This window comes from Xanthocytophaga flava (genome assembly GCF_030068545.1).
GTDB classification, from domain to species: Bacteria; Bacteroidota; Bacteroidia; order Cytophagales; family 172606-1; genus Xanthocytophaga; species Xanthocytophaga flava.
Window position 1 is genome coordinate 293,677 of sequence record NZ_JASJOR010000002.1, and the last position, 25,981, is coordinate 319,657.

22 protein-coding genes are annotated in these 25,981 nt (G+C 40.9%); 11 read left to right on the plus strand and 11 right to left on the minus strand.

The window, feature by feature from the left end; genetic code table 11:
- The first annotated feature begins 158 nt into the window (after positions 1 to 158).
- Positions 159 to 1,736: a glycoside hydrolase family 43 protein gene (locus QNI15_RS03980; protein WP_314030646.1), complete on the plus strand. Its 1,578-nt coding sequence runs from the start codon at positions 159 to 161 to the stop codon at positions 1,734 to 1,736.
- 382 nt (positions 1,737 to 2,118) lie between these two features.
- On the opposite strand, the gene QNI15_RS03985 is transcribed toward QNI15_RS03980, so the two are convergent.
- Positions 2,119 to 3,075: an ankyrin repeat domain-containing protein gene (locus tag QNI15_RS03985; RefSeq protein WP_314030648.1), complete on the minus strand. Its 957-nt coding sequence runs from the start codon at positions 3,073 to 3,075 to the stop codon at positions 2,119 to 2,121.
- 190 nt (positions 3,076 to 3,265) lie between these two features.
- Positions 3,266 to 3,604 (minus strand): winged helix-turn-helix transcriptional regulator, encoded by a 339-nt coding sequence (locus tag QNI15_RS03990; protein WP_314030650.1) that lies wholly within the window; start codon positions 3,602 to 3,604, stop codon positions 3,266 to 3,268.
- A 144-nt stretch (positions 3,605 to 3,748) separates the two neighbouring features.
- Between QNI15_RS03990 and QNI15_RS03995 the strand changes: the two genes are divergently transcribed.
- Positions 3,749 to 4,609, plus strand: a complete 861-nt coding sequence (locus QNI15_RS03995) for an MBL fold metallo-hydrolase (protein ID WP_314030651.1) — start codon at positions 3,749 to 3,751, stop codon at positions 4,607 to 4,609.
- A gap of 216 nt (positions 4,610 to 4,825) precedes the next feature.
- Complete coding sequence (locus QNI15_RS04000; protein ID WP_314030653.1) at positions 4,826 to 5,458, plus strand: NADPH-dependent F420 reductase; 633 nt, start codon at positions 4,826 to 4,828, stop codon at positions 5,456 to 5,458.
- Positions 5,459 to 5,739: 281 nt separating this feature from the next.
- Here QNI15_RS04000 and QNI15_RS04005 read toward each other — a convergent pair whose 3' ends face one another.
- Positions 5,740 to 6,162 (minus strand): hypothetical protein, encoded by a 423-nt coding sequence (locus tag QNI15_RS04005; protein WP_314030655.1) that lies wholly within the window; start codon positions 6,160 to 6,162, stop codon positions 5,740 to 5,742.
- 235 nt (positions 6,163 to 6,397) lie between these two features.
- Here QNI15_RS04005 and QNI15_RS04010 point away from each other — a divergent pair, with 235 nt between their 5' ends.
- Positions 6,398 to 7,678 carry an SMP-30/gluconolactonase/LRE family protein gene (locus tag QNI15_RS04010; RefSeq protein WP_314030656.1) on the plus strand — a complete coding sequence of 427 codons (1,281 nt, stop codon included), beginning with the start codon at positions 6,398 to 6,400 and terminating at the stop codon, positions 7,676 to 7,678.
- Between the two features lie 24 nt (positions 7,679 to 7,702).
- On the opposite strand, the gene QNI15_RS04015 is transcribed toward QNI15_RS04010, so the two are convergent.
- Positions 7,703 to 8,137, minus strand: coding sequence for a PH domain-containing protein (locus tag QNI15_RS04015; protein ID WP_314030657.1), 435 nt, complete (start codon positions 8,135 to 8,137; stop codon positions 7,703 to 7,705).
- 32 nt (positions 8,138 to 8,169) lie between these two features.
- Entirely contained in the window at positions 8,170 to 8,691 is a 522-nt protein-coding gene (locus QNI15_RS04020) for an HNH endonuclease (RefSeq protein ID WP_313986980.1), read from the minus strand.
- Between the two features lie 648 nt (positions 8,692 to 9,339).
- Here QNI15_RS04020 and QNI15_RS04025 point away from each other — a divergent pair.
- Positions 9,340 to 9,915: a Crp/Fnr family transcriptional regulator gene (locus tag QNI15_RS04025; RefSeq protein WP_314030658.1), complete on the plus strand. Its 576-nt coding sequence runs from the start codon at positions 9,340 to 9,342 to the stop codon at positions 9,913 to 9,915.
- Positions 9,916 to 10,620: 705 nt separating this feature from the next.
- Positions 10,621 to 12,327 (plus strand): methyl-accepting chemotaxis protein, encoded by a 1,707-nt coding sequence (locus QNI15_RS04030; protein ID WP_314030659.1) that lies wholly within the window; start codon positions 10,621 to 10,623, stop codon positions 12,325 to 12,327.
- Between the two features lie 492 nt (positions 12,328 to 12,819).
- On the opposite strand, the gene QNI15_RS04035 is transcribed toward QNI15_RS04030, so the two are convergent.
- The 3 genes from QNI15_RS04035 to QNI15_RS04045 form a co-directional block, all read right to left on the minus strand.
- Positions 12,820 to 13,656 (minus strand): inositol monophosphatase family protein, encoded by an 837-nt coding sequence (locus tag QNI15_RS04035; protein ID WP_314030661.1) that lies wholly within the window; start codon positions 13,654 to 13,656, stop codon positions 12,820 to 12,822.
- A 35-nt stretch (positions 13,657 to 13,691) separates the two neighbouring features.
- Complete coding sequence (locus tag QNI15_RS04040; RefSeq protein ID WP_314030662.1) at positions 13,692 to 14,324, minus strand: NAD(P)-dependent oxidoreductase; 633 nt, start codon at positions 14,322 to 14,324, stop codon at positions 13,692 to 13,694.
- Positions 14,325 to 14,412: 88 nt separating this feature from the next.
- Positions 14,413 to 15,276: a helix-turn-helix domain-containing protein gene (locus QNI15_RS04045; protein ID WP_314030664.1), complete on the minus strand. Its 864-nt coding sequence runs from the start codon at positions 15,274 to 15,276 to the stop codon at positions 14,413 to 14,415.
- A gap of 484 nt (positions 15,277 to 15,760) precedes the next feature.
- On the opposite strand from QNI15_RS04045, the gene QNI15_RS04050 reads away from it, so the two are divergent.
- Positions 15,761 to 16,357, plus strand: a complete 597-nt coding sequence (locus QNI15_RS04050; protein ID WP_313986965.1) for an RNA polymerase sigma factor — start codon at positions 15,761 to 15,763, stop codon at positions 16,355 to 16,357.
- 141 nt (positions 16,358 to 16,498) lie between these two features.
- On the opposite strand, the gene QNI15_RS04055 is transcribed toward QNI15_RS04050, so the two are convergent.
- Complete coding sequence (locus QNI15_RS04055) at positions 16,499 to 18,070, minus strand: malectin domain-containing carbohydrate-binding protein (protein WP_314030665.1); 1,572 nt, start codon at positions 18,068 to 18,070, stop codon at positions 16,499 to 16,501.
- Positions 18,071 to 18,708: 638 nt separating this feature from the next.
- Here QNI15_RS04055 and QNI15_RS04060 point away from each other — a divergent pair.
- From QNI15_RS04060 to QNI15_RS04070, 3 genes are all read left to right on the plus strand, one after another.
- On the plus strand, positions 18,709 to 19,071 hold the full coding sequence (locus QNI15_RS04060) for a hypothetical protein (RefSeq protein WP_313986961.1): 363 nt from the start codon (positions 18,709 to 18,711) through the stop codon (positions 19,069 to 19,071).
- Positions 19,072 to 19,353: 282 nt separating this feature from the next.
- A complete protein-coding gene (locus tag QNI15_RS04065; protein WP_313986958.1) occupies positions 19,354 to 19,695 on the plus strand; it encodes a hypothetical protein in 342 nt (113 codons plus the stop codon).
- Between the two features lie 215 nt (positions 19,696 to 19,910).
- Positions 19,911 to 20,498, plus strand: coding sequence for a Crp/Fnr family transcriptional regulator (locus QNI15_RS04070; RefSeq protein ID WP_314030667.1), 588 nt, complete (start codon positions 19,911 to 19,913; stop codon positions 20,496 to 20,498).
- Positions 20,499 to 20,500: 2 nt separating this feature from the next.
- Here the strand turns inward: QNI15_RS04070 and QNI15_RS04075 are convergent, their stop codons facing one another.
- Entirely contained in the window at positions 20,501 to 20,893 is a 393-nt protein-coding gene (locus QNI15_RS04075) for a DUF4345 domain-containing protein (protein WP_314030668.1), read from the minus strand.
- A 505-nt stretch (positions 20,894 to 21,398) separates the two neighbouring features.
- On the opposite strand from QNI15_RS04075, the gene QNI15_RS04080 reads away from it, so the two are divergent.
- Positions 21,399 to 23,558, plus strand: a complete 2,160-nt coding sequence (locus QNI15_RS04080; protein ID WP_314030669.1) for a glycosyl hydrolase family 28-related protein — start codon at positions 21,399 to 21,401, stop codon at positions 23,556 to 23,558.
- A gap of 270 nt (positions 23,559 to 23,828) precedes the next feature.
- Here QNI15_RS04080 and QNI15_RS04085 read toward each other — a convergent pair whose 3' ends face one another.
- Positions 23,829 to 25,898, minus strand: coding sequence for a glycosyl hydrolase family 28-related protein (locus QNI15_RS04085; RefSeq protein ID WP_314030671.1), 2,070 nt, complete (start codon positions 25,896 to 25,898; stop codon positions 23,829 to 23,831).
- Positions 25,899 to 25,981: the final 83 nt, after the last annotated feature.

Genomic DNA, 25,981 nt, shown 5'->3' on the forward strand with positions numbered 1-25,981 from the left:
CTGGTAAATTAACCTAATACTCCCACTCAATTCACTTTAAAGTAGCAGGTTATATAGGTAATTAGTAATATCGCAATAGATTCCTAGTAGCGTAGTTGCTAGTACAAAACATACGATTCAGTAACAAGTACCTTTCTTATATCCCAACCTAATTGAGAATGATCCTATCAAGAGTCTTCACTGTAATTTTTGCCAGCCTGTTTGCAGGACTTTCGTGTCTGATAGCTGTTGCACAAGTCAAAAAAGACATAACCTATCACAACCCTGTCATAGCAGGAGACTTTGCTGACCCATCCGTAATTCGGGTAGGCGATACCTATTATGCAGCCGGAACCTCTTCTGAATGGGGGCCTGCCTACCCTATCTATACATCCAAAGACCTTGTGAACTGGCAGTATCTGGGACCTGTCTTTTCAGAAATGCCTTCCTGGACTATGGGTAGCTTCTGGGCTCCGGAACTGTATTACCGAAACGGCACTTTCTATGTCTACTATACCGCCCGCCGCAAATCAGATCAACATTCATATATTGGAGTAGCAACCACTACAGATATCCGAAAAGGATTCACAGACCATGGCTGTATCATTGAATGGACCAATGAGGCTATTGATGCCTTTATTATTGAAGATGCCGGAAAGCTGTATATCACCTGGAAAGCCTATGGACTGGATCAGGGAAAACTGATTCAGCTATTAGGTCGTGAACTGACTCCTGATGGACTCAAAGTACAGGGGGAGGTATTTATGTTGCTGGAAGCCGATCCTAATTCCTGGGAGGCTGGAGGCATGGAAGGACAAGCCTTGTTCAAACATGGCGACTATTTTTATATGACTTACTCTGGCAACATATGCTGTGGTCCGGATTGTAATTACATGGTAGGACTAGCAAGGGCTAAGTCACTGAAAGGTCCCTGGGAACGGTATGCAGGCAATCCGGTTTTAAAGAGCAGTGATACATGGAAATGCCCCGGACATGGTACAGTGGTAACAACACCTGATAACCGATACTTTTACCTGCATCATGCCTATTCCGGAACCGACTTTACCTTTATTGGACGGCAGGGAGTACTCAGCGAACTTATCTGGGATAAAAAAACAGGCTGGCCTTCGTTCCGGTATGGAACCAGCACACCTGTAGAGGGAGCCTCAGCAACCGGAAAAACACAACAGCAACAACTCGGTGTATTAGCAGATTTTGCCAAAGACAAAGTTGGCTCTATCAACTGGGTATGGGATGTAAGTCAGACTAAACCTGTATATGCTGTTCGCAATGGCTATCTGGAACTCACAAGTCCATCTAATGGAACACAGACCGGCAGCTTTCTGGGACTAATACTCAAAAAGGGAAATTATACCTTTACTACCGAAATTCTTCCACAGGCTACCAGCACCCAAAGTATCTGCCTGTATGGAGATGCTGAGAATACGCTGAACTTCGGAATAACCAAAGATTCGCTACAACTCTGGCAGGTAAAAGAGGGTAAAAAAGAGATACTTCAGAGCCGTGTACTGCCAAAAGGCAAAGGGCCTATCCGGCTACAGGTACAAAGCACGAAAGGACATCTGTATCAGTTTCGCTGGGGTCGTACTGAGGCCAAAATGGAAACTCTCAATGCCCAGGCATTTGAAGCGAACTCACTGCCGCGCTGGGATCGTGCACCTCGTATTGGATTACAGGTAAGTGGTACAGAAAAGCAAAGTGGTTTATTCCGCTTTGTTTCTGTGGTATACCCGTAAGGCTTATCTATAGCTTTGCAAGCTTTCTTTCGGAGTGCTCCTTTCAAGAGCACTCCCTTTCTGTCCTCTGTCCTTGCGGAACAATATCTGCCCTTGCTGTCCTCCTAAAATCTACCTCTCTATTCTATCGTCCTGTCCTCCTAAAAGGATCTTGTGACAAATAGAGCCATGTGTACTTTCTGAGGGAACCAAATACATCCCAAATCCATAGGCCGCCGGTCTTGCCACGAGGTCCTTACAGGAAGACAGAGAGAGTATTTCTTTCAGGGGGGACAGAGAGGATTTTTTTCTCTATCTCCAAACCTCTTTTCCAGAAAAGTTATGGAACACATAAGTATATACTAATACAATCTTTTTGGAGCCCGTTATCTTAATTTGCTCTTTAACTCATATTTACAACCAGTTCCGCATCAGTAAAACCAAAATCTTCTTTTAAAACAGCAAGACATACCTTATTATTTCTCCAGATAGCCTGATTGATCACAGATTGCCATTGCAATGCCCGATTTTCCTTATCTACTTTGGCTCCAGCAGCTAAAAGTAAATGAACCATCTCTCTATTGCCTGCTCTAGCAGCACTCATCAAAGCCGTAACCTGTGTTTCTTCGGTGACTTCATTAGGATCTACCCCTTTAGCTAACATAAAAAGTAACAATTCTTTATCCAGATAGCCAGCACCATAAATCAGTACCAATTTCATGGATATCCCTTTTTCAATCAGATAGCGGGCAATCTCAGGCTTGTTAAACATGACTGCTTCTACAAGCAAACTCCGATTGCAGACATTCCTATAATTGATATCGCCACTTTCTTCCAAAAACTGTTTTAGTAGCTCCAAGTCGCCTTTCCGAACCAGTATAGTAGGCTCATCCAGACCCAGGTAAGGATCTTCTTCCTCAACCTGATAGTCTGAGAGATTCTTCCAGAAGGTGTTAAAATCTTTAGCAAGTAACACAAGAGCATCTGGTTCCCCTTCTAGTTCATGGTACCAGAAGTAAACTTTCCCCCATGTCTTTTTCTGAATAGAAAGGCAAAACTGATTGCCAAACGAATCTCCAGCAATAGGAATCATCTTATCGGAAATTCGATCTTCAAACATTCTATAATGTCCTTCCAGATCCAGGTAATATTCATCTACCCCCAATCGATAAATAGTTTCAAGAACCACCTCATCTATCATTTCTCCTTTTTTATCTTTAATTACAAAGGTCTTCTCATCTTCTACCAATTCAGCATCTGTAGAGCGAAGAAAATTCAGATAAGGCTCAGGCAACTCATTCCCGATAAGTTTTATGAAAGCTTGTAAACTAGCTTCTGTGTGATATAATGGGGTATTCATGCTATAAACTAGTAATAGAATTACGTGTAGCAAATGTAATCATCTTGTCTTTGTATAAATAGGTAAAGACAAGATGATTTTATTAAGCGTAGGAAAACAAAACAGTCCGTTTTACACAGATAATCCTATACAAGAGAAGTCCCTGATTGGTAAATAGTTGAAATTCACCAATCAGGGAGTTTTTTAAGTTTTAACTATTCGCCAATACTCTTCGTACAGACCATTTGTATAATGTGGAAAGTACTTCTTCCAATCCTTTTCCGGTTTCAGTAAGGCTATATTCTACTTTAGGTGGAATCACGGGATAGACTCTGCGTTCAACGATTCCAGCTGCTTCCAGTTTCTTCAAGGTTTGGGTAAGCATTTTGGGTGATATACCACCAATTTGCCGCAACAGATCACTGGTACGTTTGGAACCCTGTATCAATGACAGCAGCACCAGCAAAGTCCACTTGTCGGCCAGCAGCATTACCGACTGATGCAGGATACAATTTTCGTCCATGATCATTGTGTGATCAGTTAATTTCATAATTTGAGAAAATAATGAAATTTCTTTTTCTGTGGTGATTTCCTGATTTTCCATTTTTTACTTTTGGGTGCCTATCCCACTAAAAAGTACCTTATTTTTTATAAAACAACAGTTAGTTACGTTTGTTCCATTCTATCCAAAATTATGAAACAAATGATAAAAAGTAATCCTATTCCAGCCATATTACAATGGCAAATTGGAAAGAAATTAGTCACTGTTATCAATGATAGCTTCTTCCCTGCCAGTGATGATTTTTTCACAAATCTGCCAGAAGGGGGTGTTGGCACATTACTTCACGATGCATTCCGTCCACAACCGCCTGTACTAACCACCAATGTATTCCTTATCCAATCAGAAGACCATCCCCCAATATTAATTGATACAGGTATGGGAGATAAATTTGCACCATCTGTAAATGGGAGATTACTGGATGCATTAGCTTTTATAGATATTCAACCAGACAATATCGGGATCATTCTCCTTACCCATCTGCATGGCGATCACTTTTATGGGCTTGTGAATGCCCAAGGTAACAAAAACTTTCCAAACGCCAGTGTATGGATATCGGATACCGAACTGGCATATTGGCTTGACAATGAAAATTTAAATGAGCAGGATCGTCAAAATACGGCTGATATCAGAGCAGCGCTGAAGTCGTATGAGAAACTGAATGCAAAAGACAATGAAATCGTCAAAGGAATAACACCTGTTCCATTACCAGGCCATACACCTGGTCAAACAGGCTTTCTATTATATTCAGAAGGAGAAGAACTATTATTTTGTGCCGATGTATTGAATCTGCCAGCCATCCAGACAGAATTGCCACAGGTTGGCTTTTCTACGGATGTTGATTATAAACTGGCAGTTCAGACAAGAATACACATCTTACAGGATGCAGCCAATAAACGTTTATTGCTTGCAGGGCCTCATTTTGAATTTCCATGCCTGTACTATGTTGAGAAGTATCAAGATAGATTCCGATTAATACCCAAACAGTGGCTGTGAGATTTCTATGTGTTGAAACAGGTTGCAGTGAAAAGTATATTGTTGTAAAGTATTCTTTCCCGATTAGCTGTGTTAAAAGCCGATAGAGAGTTTTTATCGCATGTCCTCTCTGGCATGTGTTTGGAAAACAATCTCACACAATCCTTTTATTAACCACTGATCTACAGTATATTACAATCACCAAACCATTTTTTCAACGTAAATACAACCAGCATAATGAATATCGAAATTATTGGATCAGGCCATGTAGGAGGCAATTTTGGACTTCATCTCGCCAAAGCGGGACATCAGGTTATGTTTAGTTCCCGCCATCCTGAACAGCTGGCGGACCTTGTCAGACAAGCAGGATCTAACGCACAGGCAGGCACTATTGCACAAGCAGCAGATTTTGGTAGTCTCGTGGTGTTATCCATTCCCTACGGGAAAATTCCTGAAGTAGCCGAACAGGTGGGTACGTTTGTACATGGCAAGACATTGATAGATACCTGCAACCCCTATCCACAACGGGATGGTGAAATTGCCGAACGGGTCCGGCAAAATCCGGATCTTCGGGAAACTCAGCTTACCGTAGATTCCTTCCCTATGGCCTCTGTGGTTAAGGCGCTGAATACAATCTACTTTGTGAATTTACGCGATTATGCTTTTCGTCCGGAAGGTAGCCGGTATGCATTACCTATTGCCGGTAATCGCGAAACGGCCAAGAAGGAGGTTGCAGAACTATTACATGAAATAGGTTTTGATGTGCTGGATGTAGGGAGTATAGCAGACTCCAAAGTGATGGAAGTAGACCAGTTATTTTACAACAAGCCAATGTCGTTGCAGGAGATGCAAAAGGCAGCCGGCTCCTGATAAACGTATGGCCTGGTTGTTAAACTATAATTTTCAGAAAATTACGGAGTAATAGCCAGGCCTTCTTTCTACTATGCATACAAAGAAATAACCTTGATCCTGTTTTCATTAATAAACCGACTGTATGGTATAATACATATACGGATCGTTTTCGTCCAGCCACTGATAGCTTTCAAAAACCTCTACATCTATTCCTGCCTGAACAACTGACTCAAACGCTTTGGGTATCCAGCAAAATAAGGCTTGCTCACAAAGACAATCTGAAAGCAGGTACTTATCTTTCAGAAAAAACCATGTATCAATGGGTGGTGTATCACCCAGATCAAAAAAGTCTTACTCTCATGCTCAGCTGCTCCATCACAAGTGGTGTTACATGTCTCGAAGGACAGTATTCTTCCTTGTTTCAGTAGTTCCTTCAAATCTTCAGTGGCATAGTGTGGTCTGGCATTTTTTGCCAGTTGGAGCATTTCTCTCAAGTGATCAGGATAGTATTTGTCTGTGTCACAGCGATAGCCACCATTCTCTTCAAATGTATACAATTTTGTACCTCCTATCTCAGGATTGGTTTGCCGAAATACTCTACCATAGGATTGATGAATGGGATCAAAATTTGCGGCAAGTCTTTGTGTCCAGCTTATTACCCGCCGGAGTTCCAGGACAAAGGTGGCGACTTCTGTGGCTGTCCAGTTGTGTTGTGAATACATGTATAAATCTTGTACCTGATGTTGGTTCTAAAAGCATCAGTAAAATAATGCTGTAAAAGCGAATGATCCTATCATAGTCTTAAATCCCTCCAGGAAACAAGGCAGGAATAACCATATACAAACCAATCAGGTAACCTAATTCCCACATATCATTATCTATTTTCCTTCTATATCTTCTACCCCTATTTTTAAACAAAATACTTTTATAACTACCACAAAGTCAATTGGTTCCTTTATGAAAACTCTTCTGAGTAGTGTGTGTATGTTGTTAGCCTGTGTAACCTCTCTGCAGGCACAATCCTCTTCAGATTCTCTCAGTGTACTTGCACAGTATCAGAAATTCATACAAGTGTATACGGCCAAAGACTATAGCCAGTGTGTAAACCTGGGAACACAGGTACAGAAACGGTTGGAACATCCCAATGTGTTATACAAACTAGCTCAGTGTCAATGTCAGTCAGGCCTTACTGAGCAAAGTCTCGCCTTACTTGATCAGCTAGCTGTGCTGGGGCTCCCCTACCAACCAGAGGAAAACGAAAACTTTCAGGCACTGACAACCCATAAAAATTTCCTAAAGATTCGTGAGCAGTTTGCCCAAAACCGACAGCCTGTACAAAACAGCTCAAAAGCATTTGAGCTGTCAGACCCGTTACTGATTCCGGAAGGCATTGCAGCAACCTCACAGGGAGAACAATTTTTTATCGGCAGCCTGGCTAAAAATAAGATTGCCTCTTATACCCCACTGGCAGGCGAGCACGACTGGGTAGCCTCTCAACAGGATGGGCTATTTTCGGTGCTGGGGATGAAAGTAAGCAAAGATGGTCAATCGCTATGGGTATGCAGCGCATCTGAAAGAGATTCGCTGAATGGGTGTTCCGGCATCTTCCAGTATGACATTTCTACTGGAAAACTGCGTCACAAGTATCTGCTGGACAACAAAACCGGAGCACACCTTTTCAATGACATAGTGGTTACCCGCAAAAATGCCGTTTACTTTACCGATAGCAAAGGCGGACAGGTACTCACTATCCAACCCAATACCAACCAGATAGTACCTTTACTGAAAGAAGTCGACTTCATCTACCCCAATGGCATTGCGATGGATGAAAAAGAAGAAAATCTCTATGTAGCCGATTTGACAGGCCTAACCCGTATAGAACTCACCACAGGCAACTATTACCGGATGGCAACTAACCAGGTAACCTACCTGAATGGTATTGATGGGTTATATATCTACAAAGGTACACTTGTCGCGATCCAGGATTCGGGGAATAATGACGACCGGATTATACGGCTGTATCTGGATAAAGACAAGAAGAAGCTCGTCAAAGCCCAAATTCTCCAGTCTTTTCATCCGGACTTTGTGATTCCTACTACAGGAACAATTGTGGGAGATGAGTTTTTCTATATTGCCAACAGCCAGTTACGCAATCTGAATCCGGATGGCTCCTATACCCACTCCGAAAAGCTAAAAAAACCATTGATTCTAAAACTGAAACTGTCACCAAAAATATAAATCAGGATATGCAGGCCACCTAAATTAGGTCTCCTTTACAGTCACCTGTATGTTCTCATTAGCAGTAGTTAGAGTTGCAACAAATCTGTCGCTGTCTTTTGGAGAAATATAGATCTCATCCCACTTATTGTAATGAATGATAATTCCGCCTGTACTCAAAGCAGGGCGAAAGCCTACCCATAGTGTTTGATTGACATCCATCTGCCGTATTTGTGAGATGGCTATTTTGCCACGTATTGGCCCCGATTGGTAATATAGATAGTTTCCGTCAATACTATAAAAAGTGCGTGTCCATACCCAGACTAATACTGCCAGTACTACTACAACCGGAATCCATACCATCGAAAGCGGCTTAGTCCACAAAGTAAGCACTGTTACTGCCACCAGAATCAGTGCAATGACGCCAAATGTGATGGCTGTAAATGCATTTTTCCGCGAATAGAAAATGGTAGCTTCCATAAGCTGTTAGCCAATAAGTGGTAAAGAAAGCGTTATTCGTAATCAAACGCTTTCATCTTTTTACTCAGATACGGATGCCAGTCATCTTCCAGGTGTCCTGAAAAATCACGCAGGAACATAATAAACGACGGACGATAGGGCTTTTGTCGTAGGGCCATTTCGGCTTCTTCCGGGGTGTAGTCACCTTTGCGGGCGTTGCATCGCCGGCAGGCAGCCACCAGATTGTCCCAGGACGACTTGCCACCACGTGACTTAGGTAATACGTGGTCAAGGGTCAGGTCTTCGTGTGTACCACAATACTGGCACCGATGTCCATCTCGTTTAAAAATGTTCTGCCGGGTCAGGATCACCCCTTTGAAAGGCAGATGCACATACCGATGCAACCGGATGATGGAAGGCATCGGAAATGTAGAGGATATGGTTCGTAAATAATTTGATTGTGATTCACTCACTAACTCTGCTTTGTCCAGAAATACAAGAATAAAGGCTTTTTCTACACTGCAGATCGTGAGAGCTGAATAATCCTGATTTAATACCAATACTTTCTTACCCATAAGAGAAATGAAAATAGGATGAATTACAAATAGTGTAATTACCAATACCTTTAAATTAACTGAATATCAATCAATTGGGATGCTTGGTGAATAATATGTACTATTTTTTACAGTCTGGGAGCTTCGCCTGTCTAAATTAATACAATTTTTCTTGGAAAAAAATTACACATTTTTATGAGAATTATCAAATTAACCAATTTGCAGAAGAAATTTTGGTAGAACGACAGAGATTCCTTACTGTTCTTTGGGATAAGAACTACTCTCTTTCCCCCTCGTTGGTGTTATCACCATAGCCGTCAGGTTAAGGAAAAAAGAATTTGTTTAGGAGACAACCAAAAACCATTACAGTCGACACGACTACGTTCTTTTTCTGCCCCTCGTTGGTGTTATCACCAACGAGTTGTTTCCCACCATTCAGAGCAGGGATATATTAACTTAGAGAAGAAGAGTATTTTTCTTGTCAGTGTTGTATGGGCATTGTTAAACCTAAGAAACAAACGGAAATCAGTAGCATTTTCCTGATAAGCAGAACAAGCTTCTATCTCCATACATTACTGTAGTGTTTGTTCATCCATAGTATTCTTCTTCTGTTAGAACATTTCCCTGTTTTCTCCTAGCTTTGTATACAAACGCTTACTTCTATTGTCCATGCATACCACCCTGATTCAAACTCTTAGTAGTGTCATTTCTATTGATGAACGAGAAATTACCTGTATAAAGCAGCTGTTTAAAGAAAAGACAGCCGCCAAAGGAGACTATTTCCTGCAAGAGGGTGAGGTGTGTCGTCAGGTAGGGTTTCTTGTAAAGGGCCTCATACGGTATTTTATCAATAATGATGGAGAGGAAATGATTTATGACTTTGGAAAAGAAGGCAACTTTATGTGCAATTATGAAAGTTTTCTGGATCACTCGGCCTCTAATAAAAATATCCAGTTTATTGAGGACAGCCACTTTCTGATCATCTCCTATGATCATCTTCAGGTATTTTATGAACAGATCAGAGAAGGACAAAAGTTTGGCAGGATTGTATGTGAGCAGATTTTTGTAGACGCCATCCGTAAGATCACATCCCTGTATACACATCCTCCTGAAAAACGGTATCTGCATTTTATGGAAACCTATCCTGATTTACAACAACGCATTCCTCAGTACTATACTTCTTCGTTTGTAGGTGTGAAACCGCAATCCTTAAGCCGAATCCGAAAAAGACTGGTATCCTCCTGATTTAGTAACTTAGCTCATACAACAATACTGGCAAGTTTGATTATCCGTATGAGGATAAGAACGTTTATAGCTTTCAAAGACAAAATTTTACATAAGAAGTACATTGTTCTTTGGAGTTTTTTACTCTGAAGAACGATGTAGTATCCACACATTTTCTCTTCTCCGCTTCTCTTCCAAGAGCATAATCCTATTATTCACAAGTATGTAAGAATCTACTCAAAACCATATATCCTTTAGTTATTTTTCTTTCTACTTTTGATTACTTATCTATAGCTAAAATACATCAGTTCAGGACATTAGTACTCGTAGTTTTTATGTAGAGATGCGAAGTTGTCAGGAGTAAACTTTTCCTTTGTCCATAGTCTGGATTTATACATATAAAAAGTAATAGACTTTAAATAGTACCAGATGTCTCTTTCATTTTCCAGAGAACACCAGGCGATTCTATTTAGGCAAAAAAGAAAAAAACAACTCCTACTACCTGCTACCTTATCCAAAAAAAAGTTTACATATACCTTATCAAAACAATATACAAATAGAATAAGTAGAAAATCATGTAACTCAACAGCAAAAATATCATGTTATCACATAGATTTAGATCCAATGATTGATAACTAACAAATAAATTAATAGAATCCTATTTCCTTTTCCATATTCCTTGTTCTGTATATCTCTTACTATAAAATTCTTAAAAGTCTTACGAGCATGCAACTCTCAATAAAAGTAAAACTAATTCTAGCGTTTTCCGCCCTTCTGCTTTTAGCTGGAGTGATCTTCTTTATGGGCAATCGCAACACCAGTATTATCAATGCACGGGTGAATGAGATTGTCGATATAAATGCCCGATTAATCACTTTGTCAGCCAAAATTGCAGAAGATGTCCAGTTTATTACCAAGAGAGAAAAAGATCTGATTATCACTCGTGATAAGGACCAGATGCAGGAGTGGATCGATGATAGCGAATCACGCAATGCTGAAATGGGCAAACGTCTGGAAGAACTGGAATCTCTTTCCAGTAAAGAGGACAAGGAGCTGATCGGACAGTTTCAAACAGCATGGAAGGACTACAACAAGAACTTTAAAAAACTAAAATATCTGTCATTCACTATTAATACAGACTCAAGCAACCAGGCAGCCTATGTATTATCCAGTACAGTAAACAGAAAAATAGCTACCGAGTCGTCTGCTATTATGAGCAGAATAGTAAAACGCAATGAAGAATCGCTGGCAAAAGCAAAAGAAGAAACAGCCGCCATTTATGCAGATGGACAAACCAAAATGCTTCTACTGGTTGGAATAGGTGCACTTTTGGCTGCAGGTATTGGCTTCTGGATCATTACTTCACTCAGAAAATCATTGAAACAAGCACACGATGCCATTACCTCACTGGCGGCAGGCAACTTCTCTGTAACCATTGACGATTATGATCATGATGAGATTGGTGCACTATTGGATCAGATTCGGTATATGATCAGCAAACTACGTTCTAGTGTGGATCTGGCTAAACGTGTGGCGGCAGGAGATCTTTCTATAGATCAAAGTCATCAGGTAGAAGGCGAACTAGATACAGCATTAACAGAGATGGTCAATCGTCTGCGCGATATTATGGGTATGATTATGCAGGGTGCTGATAATATAGCTTCGGCCAGTTTGCAGATGAGTGCATCAGCTCAACAGGTATCTCAGGGAGCAACCGAACAGGCCGCCTCTATTGAAGAAGTATCTTCCTCTATTGAACAAATGAGTTCAAACATAAGCCAGAATACTGACAATGCACAACAAACCGAGAAGATAGCTCTGCAAGCAACAGAAGATATCAAAACAGGCAATGAATCGGTACGCAATACGGTCGCATCCATGAAGATCATTGCTGAAAAGATTTCCATTGTAGGTGAGATTGCCCGTCAGACTAATCTGTTGGCCCTGAATGCAGCGGTAGAAGCGGCCCGTGCCGGTGAACATGGAAAAGGATTTGCCGTTGTGGCAGCAGAGGTTCGTAAACTAGCAGAAAGAAGCCAGACAGCAGCCTTGGAAATTGACGGACTGTCTAAATCCAGTGTGCTAACAGCAGACAAATCAGGCAAAATACTGGAGCAGATGGTCCCTAATATTCAGAAAACATCGCATCTGGTGCAGGAGATATCGGCTGCAAGCCTGGAACAGAATTCAGGAACAGAACAAATAAGTCTGGCTATACAACAACTGAATCAAGTTATTCAGCAAAATGCAGCAGCTTCTGAAGAGATGGCAACCAGTTCTGAAGAGTTATCCGCTCAGGCAGAACAACTGAAAGATGTTATCTCTTTCTTTAAACTGGAAAAATTTGCTTATCAGAAACTTCAAAAAATGGCAGAACAGGCGTCCAAAAAGAAAAATACGATTGATCTGAGTGAATATACAGTAGGTGCGTAACTATCTACTATATGAGTTATCCCAAGTTTAGGATATGAGTAAAACCCAAGCTTATACTTTTGCAAAGAGTGTAGGCTTGGGTTAGTTTTGAGGAAGCTACCGTCCTGAGTTTGTTTATTGTGGTTTTCATCACTCTACTTGTAGCTTCTTCATTTTTTGCTTGCCAAAGAACAGAATACCTCCAGCGATGCTTCCACCCGCAAGATCAAAAGCTAACCATTGTCGTGTCCCATAACTTTTTCAGGAAATAAAGGTTTTAGGGAAAGATCTCTTTTTTAGCTTTTCAATCCCCTTTTTGTCCTCCTGAAAGGAACTCGTGACAAGACCGGCGGCCTTTGGATTTGGAGATTATTTTTTCTCTCAAAAACCGAACGCAACTCTATTTGTCACGAGATCCTTTCAGGAGGACAGGGATAGTGTTATTTCTTTAGTTACAAAACGCTTTTCCAGAAAAGATATGGGACAGGATAAGGGTCACCAAAAAAGTATTACTTAAAACGACAGCATACCATTGGATTCTTTTTTTAGAAACCTTTCCAGCACACCCGAAGCTGCTACGAACAAACTATCCGCGCCCCAAGTCCAGTCTTGGCCATCGGTAGTGGAAATCTGCGCACCAGCTTCTCTAGCAATCAGAATACCGGGCAGACAATTGTAGGTATCCAACCCTTCCTGACAAAACACATCAATACGTCCGGCTCCCAACCAGGCTAGCTGCAAACCATGTGGACCATAGTTACGTACCGTACCAAACTGGTCTAATAGCTCTTCTACGGATGCCCCTATTCGGTGATTCAGCCCTGCTACACTTTTTGAAAGAGCAGGATGTTCAAATACACTCAGCATCAACCATAGTTCGCTTTTCGCTTTCACTTGTAAAGGCTTGCCATTCAGATAGGCTCCTTCACCTTCTTTGGCCCAGTACATCTCCTGTTGCATAGGATCATAAATCACAGCAAGGTACGGACGCCCCTCTCTCACCAGTACCAGATTGATGGTCCAGCCCGGAAGGTGTCGCATATATTGTACAGCCCCATCCATCGAATCGCACAACCAAAACTCAGGCAAATCCAATGGCTGCTTTTGTTGTTCGAAGTCAAATTCACTATCCTCTGCCCATGGAATCTCCGGATACATTGGGTTCAGGGCATCCTGCAACATCACCAGACATTTTTTATCAATTTCCAGGAATTGAGACATCAGATCATCCTGGCCTTGTGGGATATTATTCTGTTTAAATGCTTTCAAAAAGGTGTCACCTGTATGACGGATGCTTTCCAAAATAAAGGGCACATCGATTTCCTGCATAGCGTTACGTTCAGTTTTCATGGAATTACAATTGAAAAATGTGAGAATAAATAAAATTATCGTGAATAGGTAAGTGCTACATACTTGTGTAGGAGTGTAGGGTTTTCTGCCTGGCGCAGCAGAAAATCAGCCACATCAGCTCGGGAAATACTACTGACCTTCATTCCTTTGTAAAGTTCAGGTACCACCTGATATTGCCCTGTCCAGGAGCGGTTGGTGAGCAGACCCGGCCGTACAATCTCCCAGCGAAGTGAGCTGTCTGCCAGCATCTTTTCAAATCGGGTTTTGTCTTCATATTCCTTTTTGAGTATCGTATTCATCACCAGTTTTACCCACAAAGGATTATACGGATGACTCTCCCCTGCTCCAAATCCCGTAATAGCCAGGAAAGGCACACGGGTGTGTAATTCAGTGGCAGCGGCAATCAGTGCCTGGCCTGTATCCGAAAAGAGAGAAGGTTGTTTGTCAGAACTCTTTCCAATGGTGACAATCACTGCATCTGCCTTGCTAATAGCTCGTTTTACATCAGTAACCGAAGTAGCACTCCCACTAATCGCTGACAATGCAGTGTGTGCAGGCAATGATTGCGTTCGCCTGGATAATGTAGTAACCTGATAGCTCTTATTCAGAGCCTGTTTCACTACCAGTAGCCCGATACCGGAGGAAGCGCCTATAACTGTAATGTTCATATTCTTTGCCTATGCTCTTTGTTTTTGACATAGCAAAGGAATAGGGAAAAGACAGGATATTATAGCTGTAAAAGAGGGAAGAATAGTTCTAATCGCGGAATTGCTGGCGAAACTCCAGTGGCGTCAGATCTGTGGCTTTTTTAAATAGCTTTGAAAAATAAACCGGATTGTCATAGCCGACTTCATAGCCAATCTCTTTTACACTCAGATTAGTAAAGTACAACAATCGTTTGGCTTCAAGAATGGATGTTTGTTGTATGCGTACCGATACCGGATACCCACTGATATCTTTGACAGTATCATTCAGATGTGAAACAGATACTGACAACGCCTGTGCATACTGGGATGGTTGCTTCCAGGTTTTATAATAACGTAATAGCAATTGGCTGAAATCCCGTTCAATAATAGACGGACGGCTTTCTTTGGATTTATTACCAACCGGCATCTGAGAGAACTTTCCAGCCAGCAGACTCAGGATGGCGGCCAGCAGTTCATGCATAGTTCTTCCTGTATAGGTAGTAGGTACTTCAGATTGGAGTTGGTGCATCAGACTTGCAATGGTAATTACCTGAGCCTGTAATGTGTCAGTTTGTGTAAAAAGCAGAGGTTTGGCAAAGCCTGTTTGTAATACACGCTGAAACTCCTCCTGAATCAGCGAAGGATCAAAGTGAATAGCCCATCCCTGAGGATCTTTCAGTTCAACTATATGATGCACCTGCTCTGGAAAAACCAGCAACATAGAAGGTTGATTTATCAGCACCTCTTCAAAATCAAGCATCATCTTTAGCGATCCGCCCAGAGCAATAATCAACATATAATGCCTGTCACGGTGAGGCTTGAAGATATCATGCCCTCCTTCCGGTTCATCATTCCCGATATGTATCACAAACACTCCTGCCTTTGCCAGTGGAGTAAGATCAAACTGTTTGATGGGTTGTCCTGAATGATGCAAAACGAATGACGTAGTTTAATCCAGTTGTTAGATAAGAAACACAAAAAAAGGCATTTTACATTCATCTAAAACAACAAAGCAGCAAAGTTAAATTTTATGCTCTTCTATGAGCACACAAAAGTATGCATACCACTGCCTGATTTTGTTTAGATCAGCCAAAAGGTGGTTTATTTTTCCAGGATAAAGCAATACTAAAAAAGACAAAGATATACTTTAGACAATTTACTGAGTATGTGAACCTTTCTACAGAGTCTATTCCTTTTCAATTTGTACACTACACAATATTTTTTGTAACATTCCCAATATTTTCAAAAATAGTCTGCAAATAAATGTACTTTCCTCATGTGTTTTACGTATTTTACTCTAGTTGAGTAGCTGCCAATAGAATTTTTTCTATAAGTATAAAAAAAACATAAATCAAAGTTGGGCATAAGCTTTCTTCTCTATCTCTGCCATTTTTTATAACACTAAGCAATAGGACCTTATGAAACACACACACAGTTCTCCTCCGGATACGGTACTTATCTCTGACTGGCAACAGGGAGATGAGAAGGCATTCGATAAATTGTATTATCGATACCATCCACGTTTATTCCGGCTAGCCTTTAAAATAACCAAATCTCAAGCACTAACTGAAGAGATTGTTCACGATGTGTTTATGAAGGTTTGGCAGAATAAAGATAAGATTGACCCGCAACGATCGTTTCAAGCGTATATTTTTACCATCATTAAAAATGAAATCTTCCGTTATCTGCGCAAACAAACCAACGCACCGGTTACCGTCAACTTTTCATTTGAAGGACAAACTCCCAATGCCAATCCAACAGAGCAGGAGTTAAACTTCACGGATTATCTCCAGCTATATCAATGTGCACTGAATGCCCTTCCTGAACGAAAAAAAGAAATTTTTCTATTACACCGTCAGGAAGAACTATCGTATCGTGAAATCGCCAGCCAGTTACAGGTTTCCATAAAAACGGTCGAATTCCATATGAATGACTGTCTGAAATGGTTCCGCAAGAATTTACGCGTACACACAGATCTTGTTTTCCTTTTTCTTTCGGTCTCTTACATTTTTTAAAAAGTACTAACTGCTACCACCACTATAAAAGATATCTAACCCATATCTTACTCTTAAAAACTTTATTTTAAAACCAATTTCATTGCCTTTTATACTATAGTCAGTCTATTAAACAACCACCACTCTCTTACTACACCCGTTCTAGCGATTGATAACAAGTTTCTTTTGTGTATGCTTACCATTAGTTTCGACCTTCACCACATATAATCCAGAAGCTAACGAAGTTTCCTGATTCAGCACCAGCAATTTTTCTGATCCAATCTGAATAAAGTTAGTTGTATGCTTCTCAATCAAGACTCCCTGCAGCGTATAGACTTCTAAAGTAGCTGGCAAATTTTCAGCAGATTCAAATTCTACGATAACACCACTATTGGATGGGTTAGGAAATACCTTTACCGTTATTTCAGTAGCAGAGGGATTCCCGACTCCAGGATTTGTAATCAATGGAATCACTTCAATAGCCGAGATCATAGCCCGGCTGATGGTACTGGTAAATACCAGATCCAGCACACCATCTTCTACTGTTACGATATAGGTATTGGTCAGAGCTTTATTAGCCCCTCCTGCTGATACAAACACATCCAGGTCAGTGACTTCCGGATCACCCTCTTCCAGGTTAATAGAAAACTTACGCTGATTGGCTGATGTATAGTATATTTCTGCAAAATGCAGTACCACCTGATAATTACCGTTGGCTACCGGTATAGTATAGGCAAAGGTATCTCCGCTTCGAAAGGTACGGTACAGCTCATCATTGGTTGTGTTCGCAATCTGGGTAGTACCAGGAAAACGCGATTCACTACTATCCGTAAAGTATTGATCAGCACTAAATACGGTTCCACCAACCTTTATTTCCGGTCCCCCACAATTAATACGTACTGTCGACAAAGATGGATCGGAGACCGTAGGTACAACTTCAATAGCAGAAATCAGTCCCCGGCTAATGCTGCTACTTAACTCCAGATCCAGCGTGCCATCATTCACCGTTATCAGATATGTATTGACAAGGGCTTTGTTGGCACCTCCTGCTGATACAAACACATCCAGATTAGCTATCTCTGTATCACCGCCTTCCAGATTAATAGAAAATCTGCGTTGATTGGCTGATGTATAATACACTTCAGCAAAGTGAAGGATCACCTGATAGTTGCCATTGGTTACCGGAATATTGTATGAAAAATTATCTCCACTCCGAAAGGTGCGATACAGCTCGTCGCTGGTAGTACCTTCAATAGCTGCATCCGGAAAATAATGTTCATCACTGCTATTAGTAGTATATCGATCCGAAACAAAGGTAAGACCTGCTGCGGTGTTGAGTTCTGTACCTCCGCAATTGATTCGAATAGGAGGATATACGATGGATAGTGTCACTTCCTCTTCATCCCATAGTGGAAGGGATGCATTATCTGTTACCCGAATGGTAAGTGTTACTACTCCGGTACTATCTGGTGTATACCGAAATATCCCACTGACAGGATCGATACTTGCTCCTTCCGGTCCGTTCTCCAGACTATAGGTAAGCGATTGTTCACTGTCTGCATCTGAGGCGGTGGCTGTAAAAGAAACCGTCTGTCCAACAATGACTGATTGGTTACCGATTGGATTTAATCTGGGTGCCTGATTGGCTTCTCTATCAAAAGCGTAAGATGTGATTGTTCCCAGAACATATAACAATCCTATGTTTAATTTATATGTATGTATTAGTGATTTCATAGAAGTATAGGTTGTAATTGGTTTATCATTTATTCTTTCATAATCTCCTGGCGTTATTCATCTTATGTTTTTTTATAGTCCATAACATCACTCTTCTTCTAGCTTTTGCATTTTTTGCTGGCTTATCAATTCTAATCATCACTCTTCCTGGCTTCTCACTTTTCTTTTGCTTGTCCAAAAGAAAAGTGACAAAAGAAAAAGACACTTTTTCCCGATCCTTCTACCCACAAGGCCAAAGGCCAACCTCGCGGGAAAAAGATTTCCTACGCACCTACACTACCACACACGATTAAAGTCAACTTTGCTCTCTTTGTACCAATATATACCATCCTTTCCTTCTGAAAGAAACTTCCCGCCACGGCGGGACAGGTGTGACAAATAGGGGCTTGTTTAGTTTTTGGTCAGATAGGATACCTCTGATTCTTTTTATCCGCCCACTCATATAATATACTACCTTAAATACAGCCTCTACCCTAGTCATACAGGCTGATTTATTTTTTAACAGGTATGTTTTTAACTCTTCATGAAAAAAAATAGACATACCGGCTAGGGTAGGCTTTGAAATCGGGGTATATACCATTACAGGGTGGACAACCTATTTTTTTAACTATGTGCAATCAGACCAAACCTATAAACCTATGGCAAGAGTAGATGAGAAACAGTATCAGGCATTACTTCGCGCATTACGTAAACTCCAATGGGCAGTAGATTGTCATGAACAGTTGTTTGACGACAAAGATGACTCTGTAACAAACCTGAAACAGATGGAAGAAGATCTGCTGCGTTTTCAACAGGAGTATCAGGATAAGGAACAAGCTTTGCGACAGGCTCAGCAGGAATTTGCAGTAGGAATTAAACAAATCAGACTTCAGATGATACAACAGGCCTATCAGATCCGGAAAGTATTAGTCAGCATGTCTGTTTCCCCGAGTACATTAGGTATTCCGAAAGGTTTATCTCAAAATATAGATTTAGAATTAGTAAAAGAGAAAAGTGCCTAGTCAGGTGCTTTTCTCCTTCTTATAAGCTCTATGTATATCCACTATACATCCAGAGATACACGCAAACGACAGTAAAAAAGATAGTTTATTACGTTAGTATTTTGAGTATCTGATAGTATTTGCTCAAATAAATTTTTATTTTTATACCCTATTTTCAGTCTTAACACCATTTTCTGAAACGCAGAGCCATACAAAAGACTATTTTCAAGAAAAACCTGTAATGGGTATACTTATCTCCAGACCAACAGGATAAACTGGTATAAAAAGCAAATAGGACATCCATTGGATACTCAGATTACAAAAGAATTAGTAGAAAAATACCTGCAAGGCAACTGTACCCCACAAGAAAAGGCACAAGTGGAAACATATATCCAAAAAGGAGGAAATCTCTCCGTATTTGAAACTGCACTGGAAGATGAGTGGACCAACATGGATGACCAACCTTCTGCAGATATAGATACAGAGGATTCTCTGCAGAAATTCAAGGCTAAACGTCAGCAACTTGATATGGTCAGTGATACGGCCAAACAAGTAATTCATTTTTATCTGAACAGATATAAGCGGTTATTAATCACCGCTCTGTTTTTGATTATACTATCTGTTTTCTTTCTAGGTTATATATAATACTAGTCAAATGACAATTCTGGGACTAAGCTACCCTTAGTAATCTGCACTCCTTCCTGTATTCCGGCCTTACATCCGCTCTGTTGTTTATAGTCCAGGCAATTTTCCGTATTTTGTCAGAATAAATAGTTGTACCGTTACAGCGAAATAAGTCTCGCTGTAATTCCTGCTATATACAGGTACAACCAGGGTTTACATCTTTAAAAACAAGCAACATGCAGGATATTAGCAGGCAATTTTTACTCAAATTCAATAAGTTTAGTTCAGATGAGATTAACCTGATTCTGGACAACACATCCATAGAGAGATTCAGGAAAGGGCAATTTGTTGTACAGGCAGGAAGCATCTGTAAGAAATGCTACTTTGTGCTACAAGGATGTCTCCGCCAATTCAGAATCATTGACGGAGTAGAAAAGACATCGGATTTCTTTCTGGAGAAAGAACCTGTTGTTTTGTATTCCAGCTATATGGATCGCAAACCTGCAGAGAGTAGCGTACAATGTCTGGAAGATTGCATTTTACTTAGTGGCACAAAAGAACAGGAAATTACCATGCACAAAACCAATCCCTCTCTTGAACATCTGATATATACTTTATTGTCTGATGATTACCAAAAGGCCGAAAGTTATATCACCCTCCTTACCTGTTTCAATCCGGAACAAAGATACCTGGCTTTATTGGAAACAAGACCCGAAATTTTAAACAGAGTGCCTCTTGTTTACATAGCCTCTTATATAGGAGTAACTCCAGAGTCTCTGAGCCGAATCAGAAAAAGAATTATGTTCCATACAGATAAGCCGTAAAATCATTGCCTTTGCAATCTCCGATAGGCCGTTAAAACTGCACTACCGATTATGATTTCACCTATAGTTACCAAAACCAAACCTTGATCAGGTATACCATCAATCAACATACCATATACTCTGGATAAGCCGTAACACAGATAAAACAAGGCAGCAATAAATAGAGCCTTAGCGCTTAAAGACGGCATAAATGCCCCTAAAATCATAACTACTCCTGCAGCTAACAGAGTACCTCCTGATCCACGGATCTCGCTTAACAAACTACTATTGCCTGCTATATCTATCCCAGTAGAAGCTTCAAAAGCAACAGGGAAAATCAACTGGCCAATGCCAACGGCAACTCCAATAATGCCCGCAAAAAATAACAGGGCTTTTACATAAAGTGATTGTTTCATAGTACATGGCGTTAAATTGTTAGAAACACTTTTTTAGTAATACTCCAAAGGTAGATAAGCCGGATACTAGAGTTCCTTGACTTAAGATAAGAAATCAGGCAGTCTTACATTACGTAGAAAAGTTAATTTGGCGGAAGGGCAGAAGAATGAAAAATAAAATACAAGTAACATGTAAGAATTAAACAAGTCAAAAATACAGTCATCTACCAGTAGGCCCACATTTTCTTGGCCTCCTATAGCAATCTGGTAATAAATAGTACCGCTAGCAGGTAAAAAACAACTATTTCATCTTGTTAGAGCTTAAAATTCAGTCATATCCCCTCCTGGTTAACACCCTTTCAACGCGTACCTTTTGCACAACAATTGCGGCATCTTTTACCCCTCACAAAACGTATCTATTCATGCAAGCGCTTGTAAGAATTATCACCCTCTAACAGATAGAATTCCGCCCGAAACCGGATTCTGATTTTAATTAACCCTAGTTAGCCTCGTGCAGGAGATTTGAATGATGAAAAAAATAATTCTGAGTATTTTAATTCTTTCCAGTGCGTATATCCAGTCAAATGCCCAGTTAATCAATTACCCAAGCAGTTTAGACAGCACTCATATTCAACAATATGATGGATACACTATTGCCAATACAGGCGGTTTTTTCAATGTGAAACAGTATGGAGCCAAAGGTGATGGAGTCACAGACGACACGAAGGCCATTCAGGCAGCCCTGGACGCCAATCGAAAAGGTGTAGACACCGGCGGAGAATCGGCCTACTTCTATGCCCGTCCCAAAACCCTATACTTTCCGCGTGGTACTTACCTTGTCTCCAACACATTAACCTGGATTGGACAAGCGATGATGATTATGGGTCAGGGAAAGGGACAAACAATTATTAAGCTGAAAAACAGTACGTCCGGATTCACCAATGCCAGTATACCTAAAGCCATACTTTCTTCACCAGATGGTATTTATCAGTTTCATAATTACATCCGGGATCTGACAGTCAGTGTGGGATCTGGCAATGCAGGTGCCATAGGTATTGACTTTATAGCCAATAACAGTGGGGGTATAGTCAATGTAGAGGTTCGATCTGAGGATCGGTCCGGGAAAGCAGGCATCAGTATGCGACGTGCCTATCCTGGCCCCTGTATGCTAAAGAAAGTGGCAATTACTGGCTTTGATTATGGCATTCAGGCATGCAGAGCAGAATATAGTATCACTTTCGAGGACATTTCGCTTACCAATCAAAAGGTTACAGGCATAGAGAATGATGGTAATATTCTACTTATCCGCAAACTAACCAGTACAAACTCAGTACCTGCGGTACGTAATCTTAACCAATATGGTATGATTACTCTTCTGGAAGCAACTCTTTCAGGTGGTAGTAGTAGTGTAAGTGCGATTGATAATGTAGATGGAAGTCTTTTTGTCAGAACGGTTACAGCAACGGGTTATCGTACAGCCATTAGCAACAAAGGCACATTGGTTAGTGGGCTTACGCTACAGGGATATGTAAATGGTACAGTATCCAATCTGTATGCGAATGGTACACGGGCTTTAAATATTCCAGTGGAAGAAACACCTGACTACGATGAGGGAGACATCACCCAATGGGTCCAGCTTTCCTCGCCAGGCTGGTATGGAGATAACACCAACTGGCAAAATACAATCAACTCAGGTAAGTCGGTGATTTATCTCAAAACAGGTACCTACCAGGCGAATAACCGAACCTATAACATACCCGTAAGTGTACGAAAATTTATGGGCTTTGGAGCTGTGGTGAATGGTGGGGATCAGTTTGCGATGAAGCTGGTAGTCAAAGATGGCAATGAAAATAGTCCGCCTCTTATCATCGAGCATTTTGGCTTCGGTATTTCGATAGAACATTTGTGCAAGCGTCCTATTGTGATCAAACACTGTAAAATACGGAGTTACACCAGTTCGGCACAGGCCGGAAAACTATATCTGCAGGATGTGGAGTCTGTCAATCTGATTACGTTGTATCCTCAGCAGAAAGTATGGGCACGACAATTCAACAGTGAAATTCTACCCGGACAAATCTGGAACAAAGGAGCTACGTTATGGATATTAGGTATGAAGACCGAACAGAGAGGGTATGTGATCAAAACAACCGATTGTGGCAAAACAGAATTACTGGGAGGGTTGATCTATCCAGCCAAAAGTATGACAACATCTGATCCGCCTGCTTTTATCTGTGAAAATGCACAACATTCGCTTGTATTTGGAGCCAGCTCCTACACTACAGGGATGATGCATCCGGTATTGATTCGGGAAGTACAAAATGGTATAACCAAAGAGCTCAAATACAATGGTGCCATACGCTTTATGATGCCCTTGCATGTAGGTATCAATGGTGCCTGCTCCGGAGGTTCTTCGGCCAGAGTGATAGCAGATACTCTTCAGAGAGAGACAATCTCTATATGGCCTGTTCCTACAGATCAGGCAATTGAACTGGAATGGCCAGAGCAGGAAGCGGAAACAGTAACTATACAGGTGGTCTCCTTACAGGGGTCGGTTGTCTATGAAAAAACTGTATCCCATACTACCCACCACCAGTTAGCCACCAATCAACTGATGAATGGGCTTTATATTGTTAAAATACTAGTGGGTCAAAAGGTCTTTACAGAGAAGATGATAGTTGTACATTAGAGTTAAATAAAGAATTACTGACGCAGATATCCACTGAATGTTGTCAATTTAAGGATTCTTTTATCCTTACCTTTATTGTCCTCCTGAAAGGACCTCGTGGCAAGACCGGCGGCCTGTGGATTTGGAAATAATTCTTTTCTCCAAAACCAAATGAGGCACTATTTGTCACGAGGTCCTTTCAGGAGGACAGGAAGGAATTTTTTAAACCCATTCTTCTTGAGTTGACAGCATTGGATACCAACCTATGCTAGTATTTTTCACAAAGCAAACTCATTTTTCTCCTGTTGTTATATACAGTGGCACAGCAGTACCTGCGCCTCTGTTGCTGAATTGTTTTTTATCAATGCTAATACTCCTCCGACTACTTTTATTTCCATTGCTTACCATAGAAGTATAGCTAGCAGCAGGATTGTAGGCATTGACCACATAGGTTAATTTTAGCTTTGCCTTATTGGATATAAATGCAGGGAGGTCTCTGTTCTGAATGTTTTTTACAGGATACAAAAAACCACCTAATACTTCCACAGAGCCCTGATCGGATTCCAAAACTGTACGTGGACCTTCTGTTTTTAAGCCTAATATCCATAAAGATCCTCCTTTCTGTGTAATAATAGGCTTACCTAATGGGACAAAATGTGCTTCCGGATTTAGCTGGCGAGCCCATACATGTTGTGCATAGGCAAAGTTCCAGGGCATAATTGTCGCTACATTTTCCAGAAATAAGTCCCCTGCTCCTTTTGTATTCTGATAAAAATACTTTCCTCTGGCATACACATCATTGTCTATTTCCTTAACCACCAACACCTGCGAAGAAGCATGTTCAATAAATACTCCACCCCAGAAAGGAGATTTGCGTTCATCACTCAAATTAAACCGCTCAAAGTATATGGTATCATGCTTGCCTTGTTCAAACCGAAATACAGGTGCTATCTGTGTAGAGTCACTAAAATCGTTCTTACCCCCAATATCTATTCCCGACTGCATTCCTATCAGTTGTCGAACATTGCCCTTGATGACAAGTGTTTTGGAAATAACATACCGGAATTTGCCTTTTGGAAAAAAGATGACTTCTTTACCAGAATTAAGCGCTTCCTGAATAGCCTGAGTGTCATCTCCATTCGGGTCATCGGCAGAGGCTCCAAAGTCGGTTACACTAGCCCATTGGGTAAGGTCGTTCTGATGAAATTGGGGTGTTTCTTTAATGGATAACGAAAAAGTTTCAGGTTTGTCTGCCCGGTTACCAGAGGCAGAGCCATTTACGGATGTACTGACAAACTCTTTGATTGCTGAACCTTTGGCACCTTTGGCGACGGAACCCTGATTTTCCATAGTACGCTGATAGCCCTTAACTGCTACATTCCGTATATAAAGATTACCTGCCTGGGTGTTTGTATCACTCTCATTCACAATAGCACTGATTGTTGCAGGTTCGCCATTTTTAACAAATTCCGCATCCAAAAGTGTAATCAAACCATAATTATCAGGCCGTTTAGCACTCTTAAGATCTTTCCGACGTGCATTCAGAATAACAGGAACCGCATTTTTGTTTTCGCTTCGGATTTTTCTTAGCGAAAGGACATTACTCGTATTTCGGATAGAAGCTTTTTTCTGATCTTTTAAGGTAATGTATTCGTATGTCTGGCTATATTCTGAGCCATACACATCAATGCCATAATCAAAGCCTCGAATAGTTACATTCTTAAATAGACAGGGCCCTGCACCCTGGCGTTTGAGAAGAATACCTGCTACTCCCTCACCATCCCCAGACACAATAGTGACATTTCGCAGACCTGCCAGATTAGTCCCTACGAAATCCAATGCTACAGCTCCCGGATTTCCATTACCGGTATGTATGGTCAGATCATAGATCAGGTTATTAAAAGCATTGATGCCTCCTCCGTTTTTGCTCTCTTTGTTATTAACTTTATTGGAACCTGTAGCCAGACAAGCTTTGGGAGTTTCCGGATTTGAAAATTCAGGCAAATGGTCTTTTAATCGAATGATAGTTTCCTTCTGACTTTGTCCCTGTATCGTTAGCCGGGCTCTCCACAAGCTATCTTGTTCTACAATATGCACCCATTTGATAGGTTGGGTAACCAGATAGGTACCTTTGGGAAAATAGAGTGTTCTGTCTTTGCCTATATTCTCGCTGATGGCTTGCTGAATGGCTTGAGTATCATCGGTAGAGCCGTCTCCTTTGGCGCCATACTTTTCCCTGACATTGATGACAGCTGTTGCCGGAAAGTGTTTTTCTCCACTGGGATAGGCTTGGCCTGCACTGATTTCAGGTTGTAGGCTTAGCAGCAATCCGATAAGTATATAAATATAGCTGGTTGTCATATATACTGATTTTTAGCTGGTTGTAGTAGTTTATGGATCCTTCTGCACTTCTGTATAATGTCTTTCATTAATCTTACCTTAAC

Coding starts and splice junctions, on each gene's coding strand:
- QNI15_RS03980 (WP_314030646.1), top strand. CDS start 159: ATGATCCTATCAAGAGTCTTCACTGTAATTTTTGCCAGCCTGTTTGCA.
- QNI15_RS03985 (WP_314030648.1), bottom strand. CDS start 3,075: ATGAATACCCCATTATATCACACAGAAGCTAGTTTACAAGCTTTCATA.
- QNI15_RS03990 (WP_314030650.1), bottom strand. CDS start 3,604: ATGAAATTAACTGATCACACAATGATCATGGACGAAAATTGTATCCTG.
- QNI15_RS03995 (WP_314030651.1), top strand. CDS start 3,749: ATGAAACAAATGATAAAAAGTAATCCTATTCCAGCCATATTACAATGG.
- QNI15_RS04000 (WP_314030653.1), top strand. CDS start 4,826: ATGAATATCGAAATTATTGGATCAGGCCATGTAGGAGGCAATTTTGGA.
- QNI15_RS04005 (WP_314030655.1), bottom strand. CDS start 6,162: ATGTATTCACAACACAACTGGACAGCCACAGAAGTCGCCACCTTTGTC.
- QNI15_RS04010 (WP_314030656.1), top strand. CDS start 6,398: ATGAAAACTCTTCTGAGTAGTGTGTGTATGTTGTTAGCCTGTGTAACC.
- QNI15_RS04015 (WP_314030657.1), bottom strand. CDS start 8,137: ATGGAAGCTACCATTTTCTATTCGCGGAAAAATGCATTTACAGCCATC.
- QNI15_RS04020 (WP_313986980.1), bottom strand. CDS start 8,691: ATGGGTAAGAAAGTATTGGTATTAAATCAGGATTATTCAGCTCTCACG.
- QNI15_RS04025 (WP_314030658.1), top strand. CDS start 9,340: ATGCATACCACCCTGATTCAAACTCTTAGTAGTGTCATTTCTATTGAT.
- QNI15_RS04030 (WP_314030659.1), top strand. CDS start 10,621: ATGCAACTCTCAATAAAAGTAAAACTAATTCTAGCGTTTTCCGCCCTT.
- QNI15_RS04035 (WP_314030661.1), bottom strand. CDS start 13,656: ATGAAAACTGAACGTAACGCTATGCAGGAAATCGATGTGCCCTTTATT.
- QNI15_RS04040 (WP_314030662.1), bottom strand. CDS start 14,324: ATGAACATTACAGTTATAGGCGCTTCCTCCGGTATCGGGCTACTGGTA.
- QNI15_RS04050 (WP_313986965.1), top strand. CDS start 15,761: ATGAAACACACACACAGTTCTCCTCCGGATACGGTACTTATCTCTGAC.
- QNI15_RS04055 (WP_314030665.1), bottom strand. CDS start 18,070: ATGAAATCACTAATACATACATATAAATTAAACATAGGATTGTTATAT.
- QNI15_RS04060 (WP_313986961.1), top strand. CDS start 18,709: ATGGCAAGAGTAGATGAGAAACAGTATCAGGCATTACTTCGCGCATTA.
- QNI15_RS04070 (WP_314030667.1), top strand. CDS start 19,911: ATGCAGGATATTAGCAGGCAATTTTTACTCAAATTCAATAAGTTTAGT.
- QNI15_RS04075 (WP_314030668.1), bottom strand. CDS start 20,893: ATGAAACAATCACTTTATGTAAAAGCCCTGTTATTTTTTGCGGGCATT.
- QNI15_RS04080 (WP_314030669.1), top strand. CDS start 21,399: ATGATGAAAAAAATAATTCTGAGTATTTTAATTCTTTCCAGTGCGTAT.
- QNI15_RS04085 (WP_314030671.1), bottom strand. CDS start 25,898: ATGACAACCAGCTATATTTATATACTTATCGGATTGCTGCTAAGCCTA.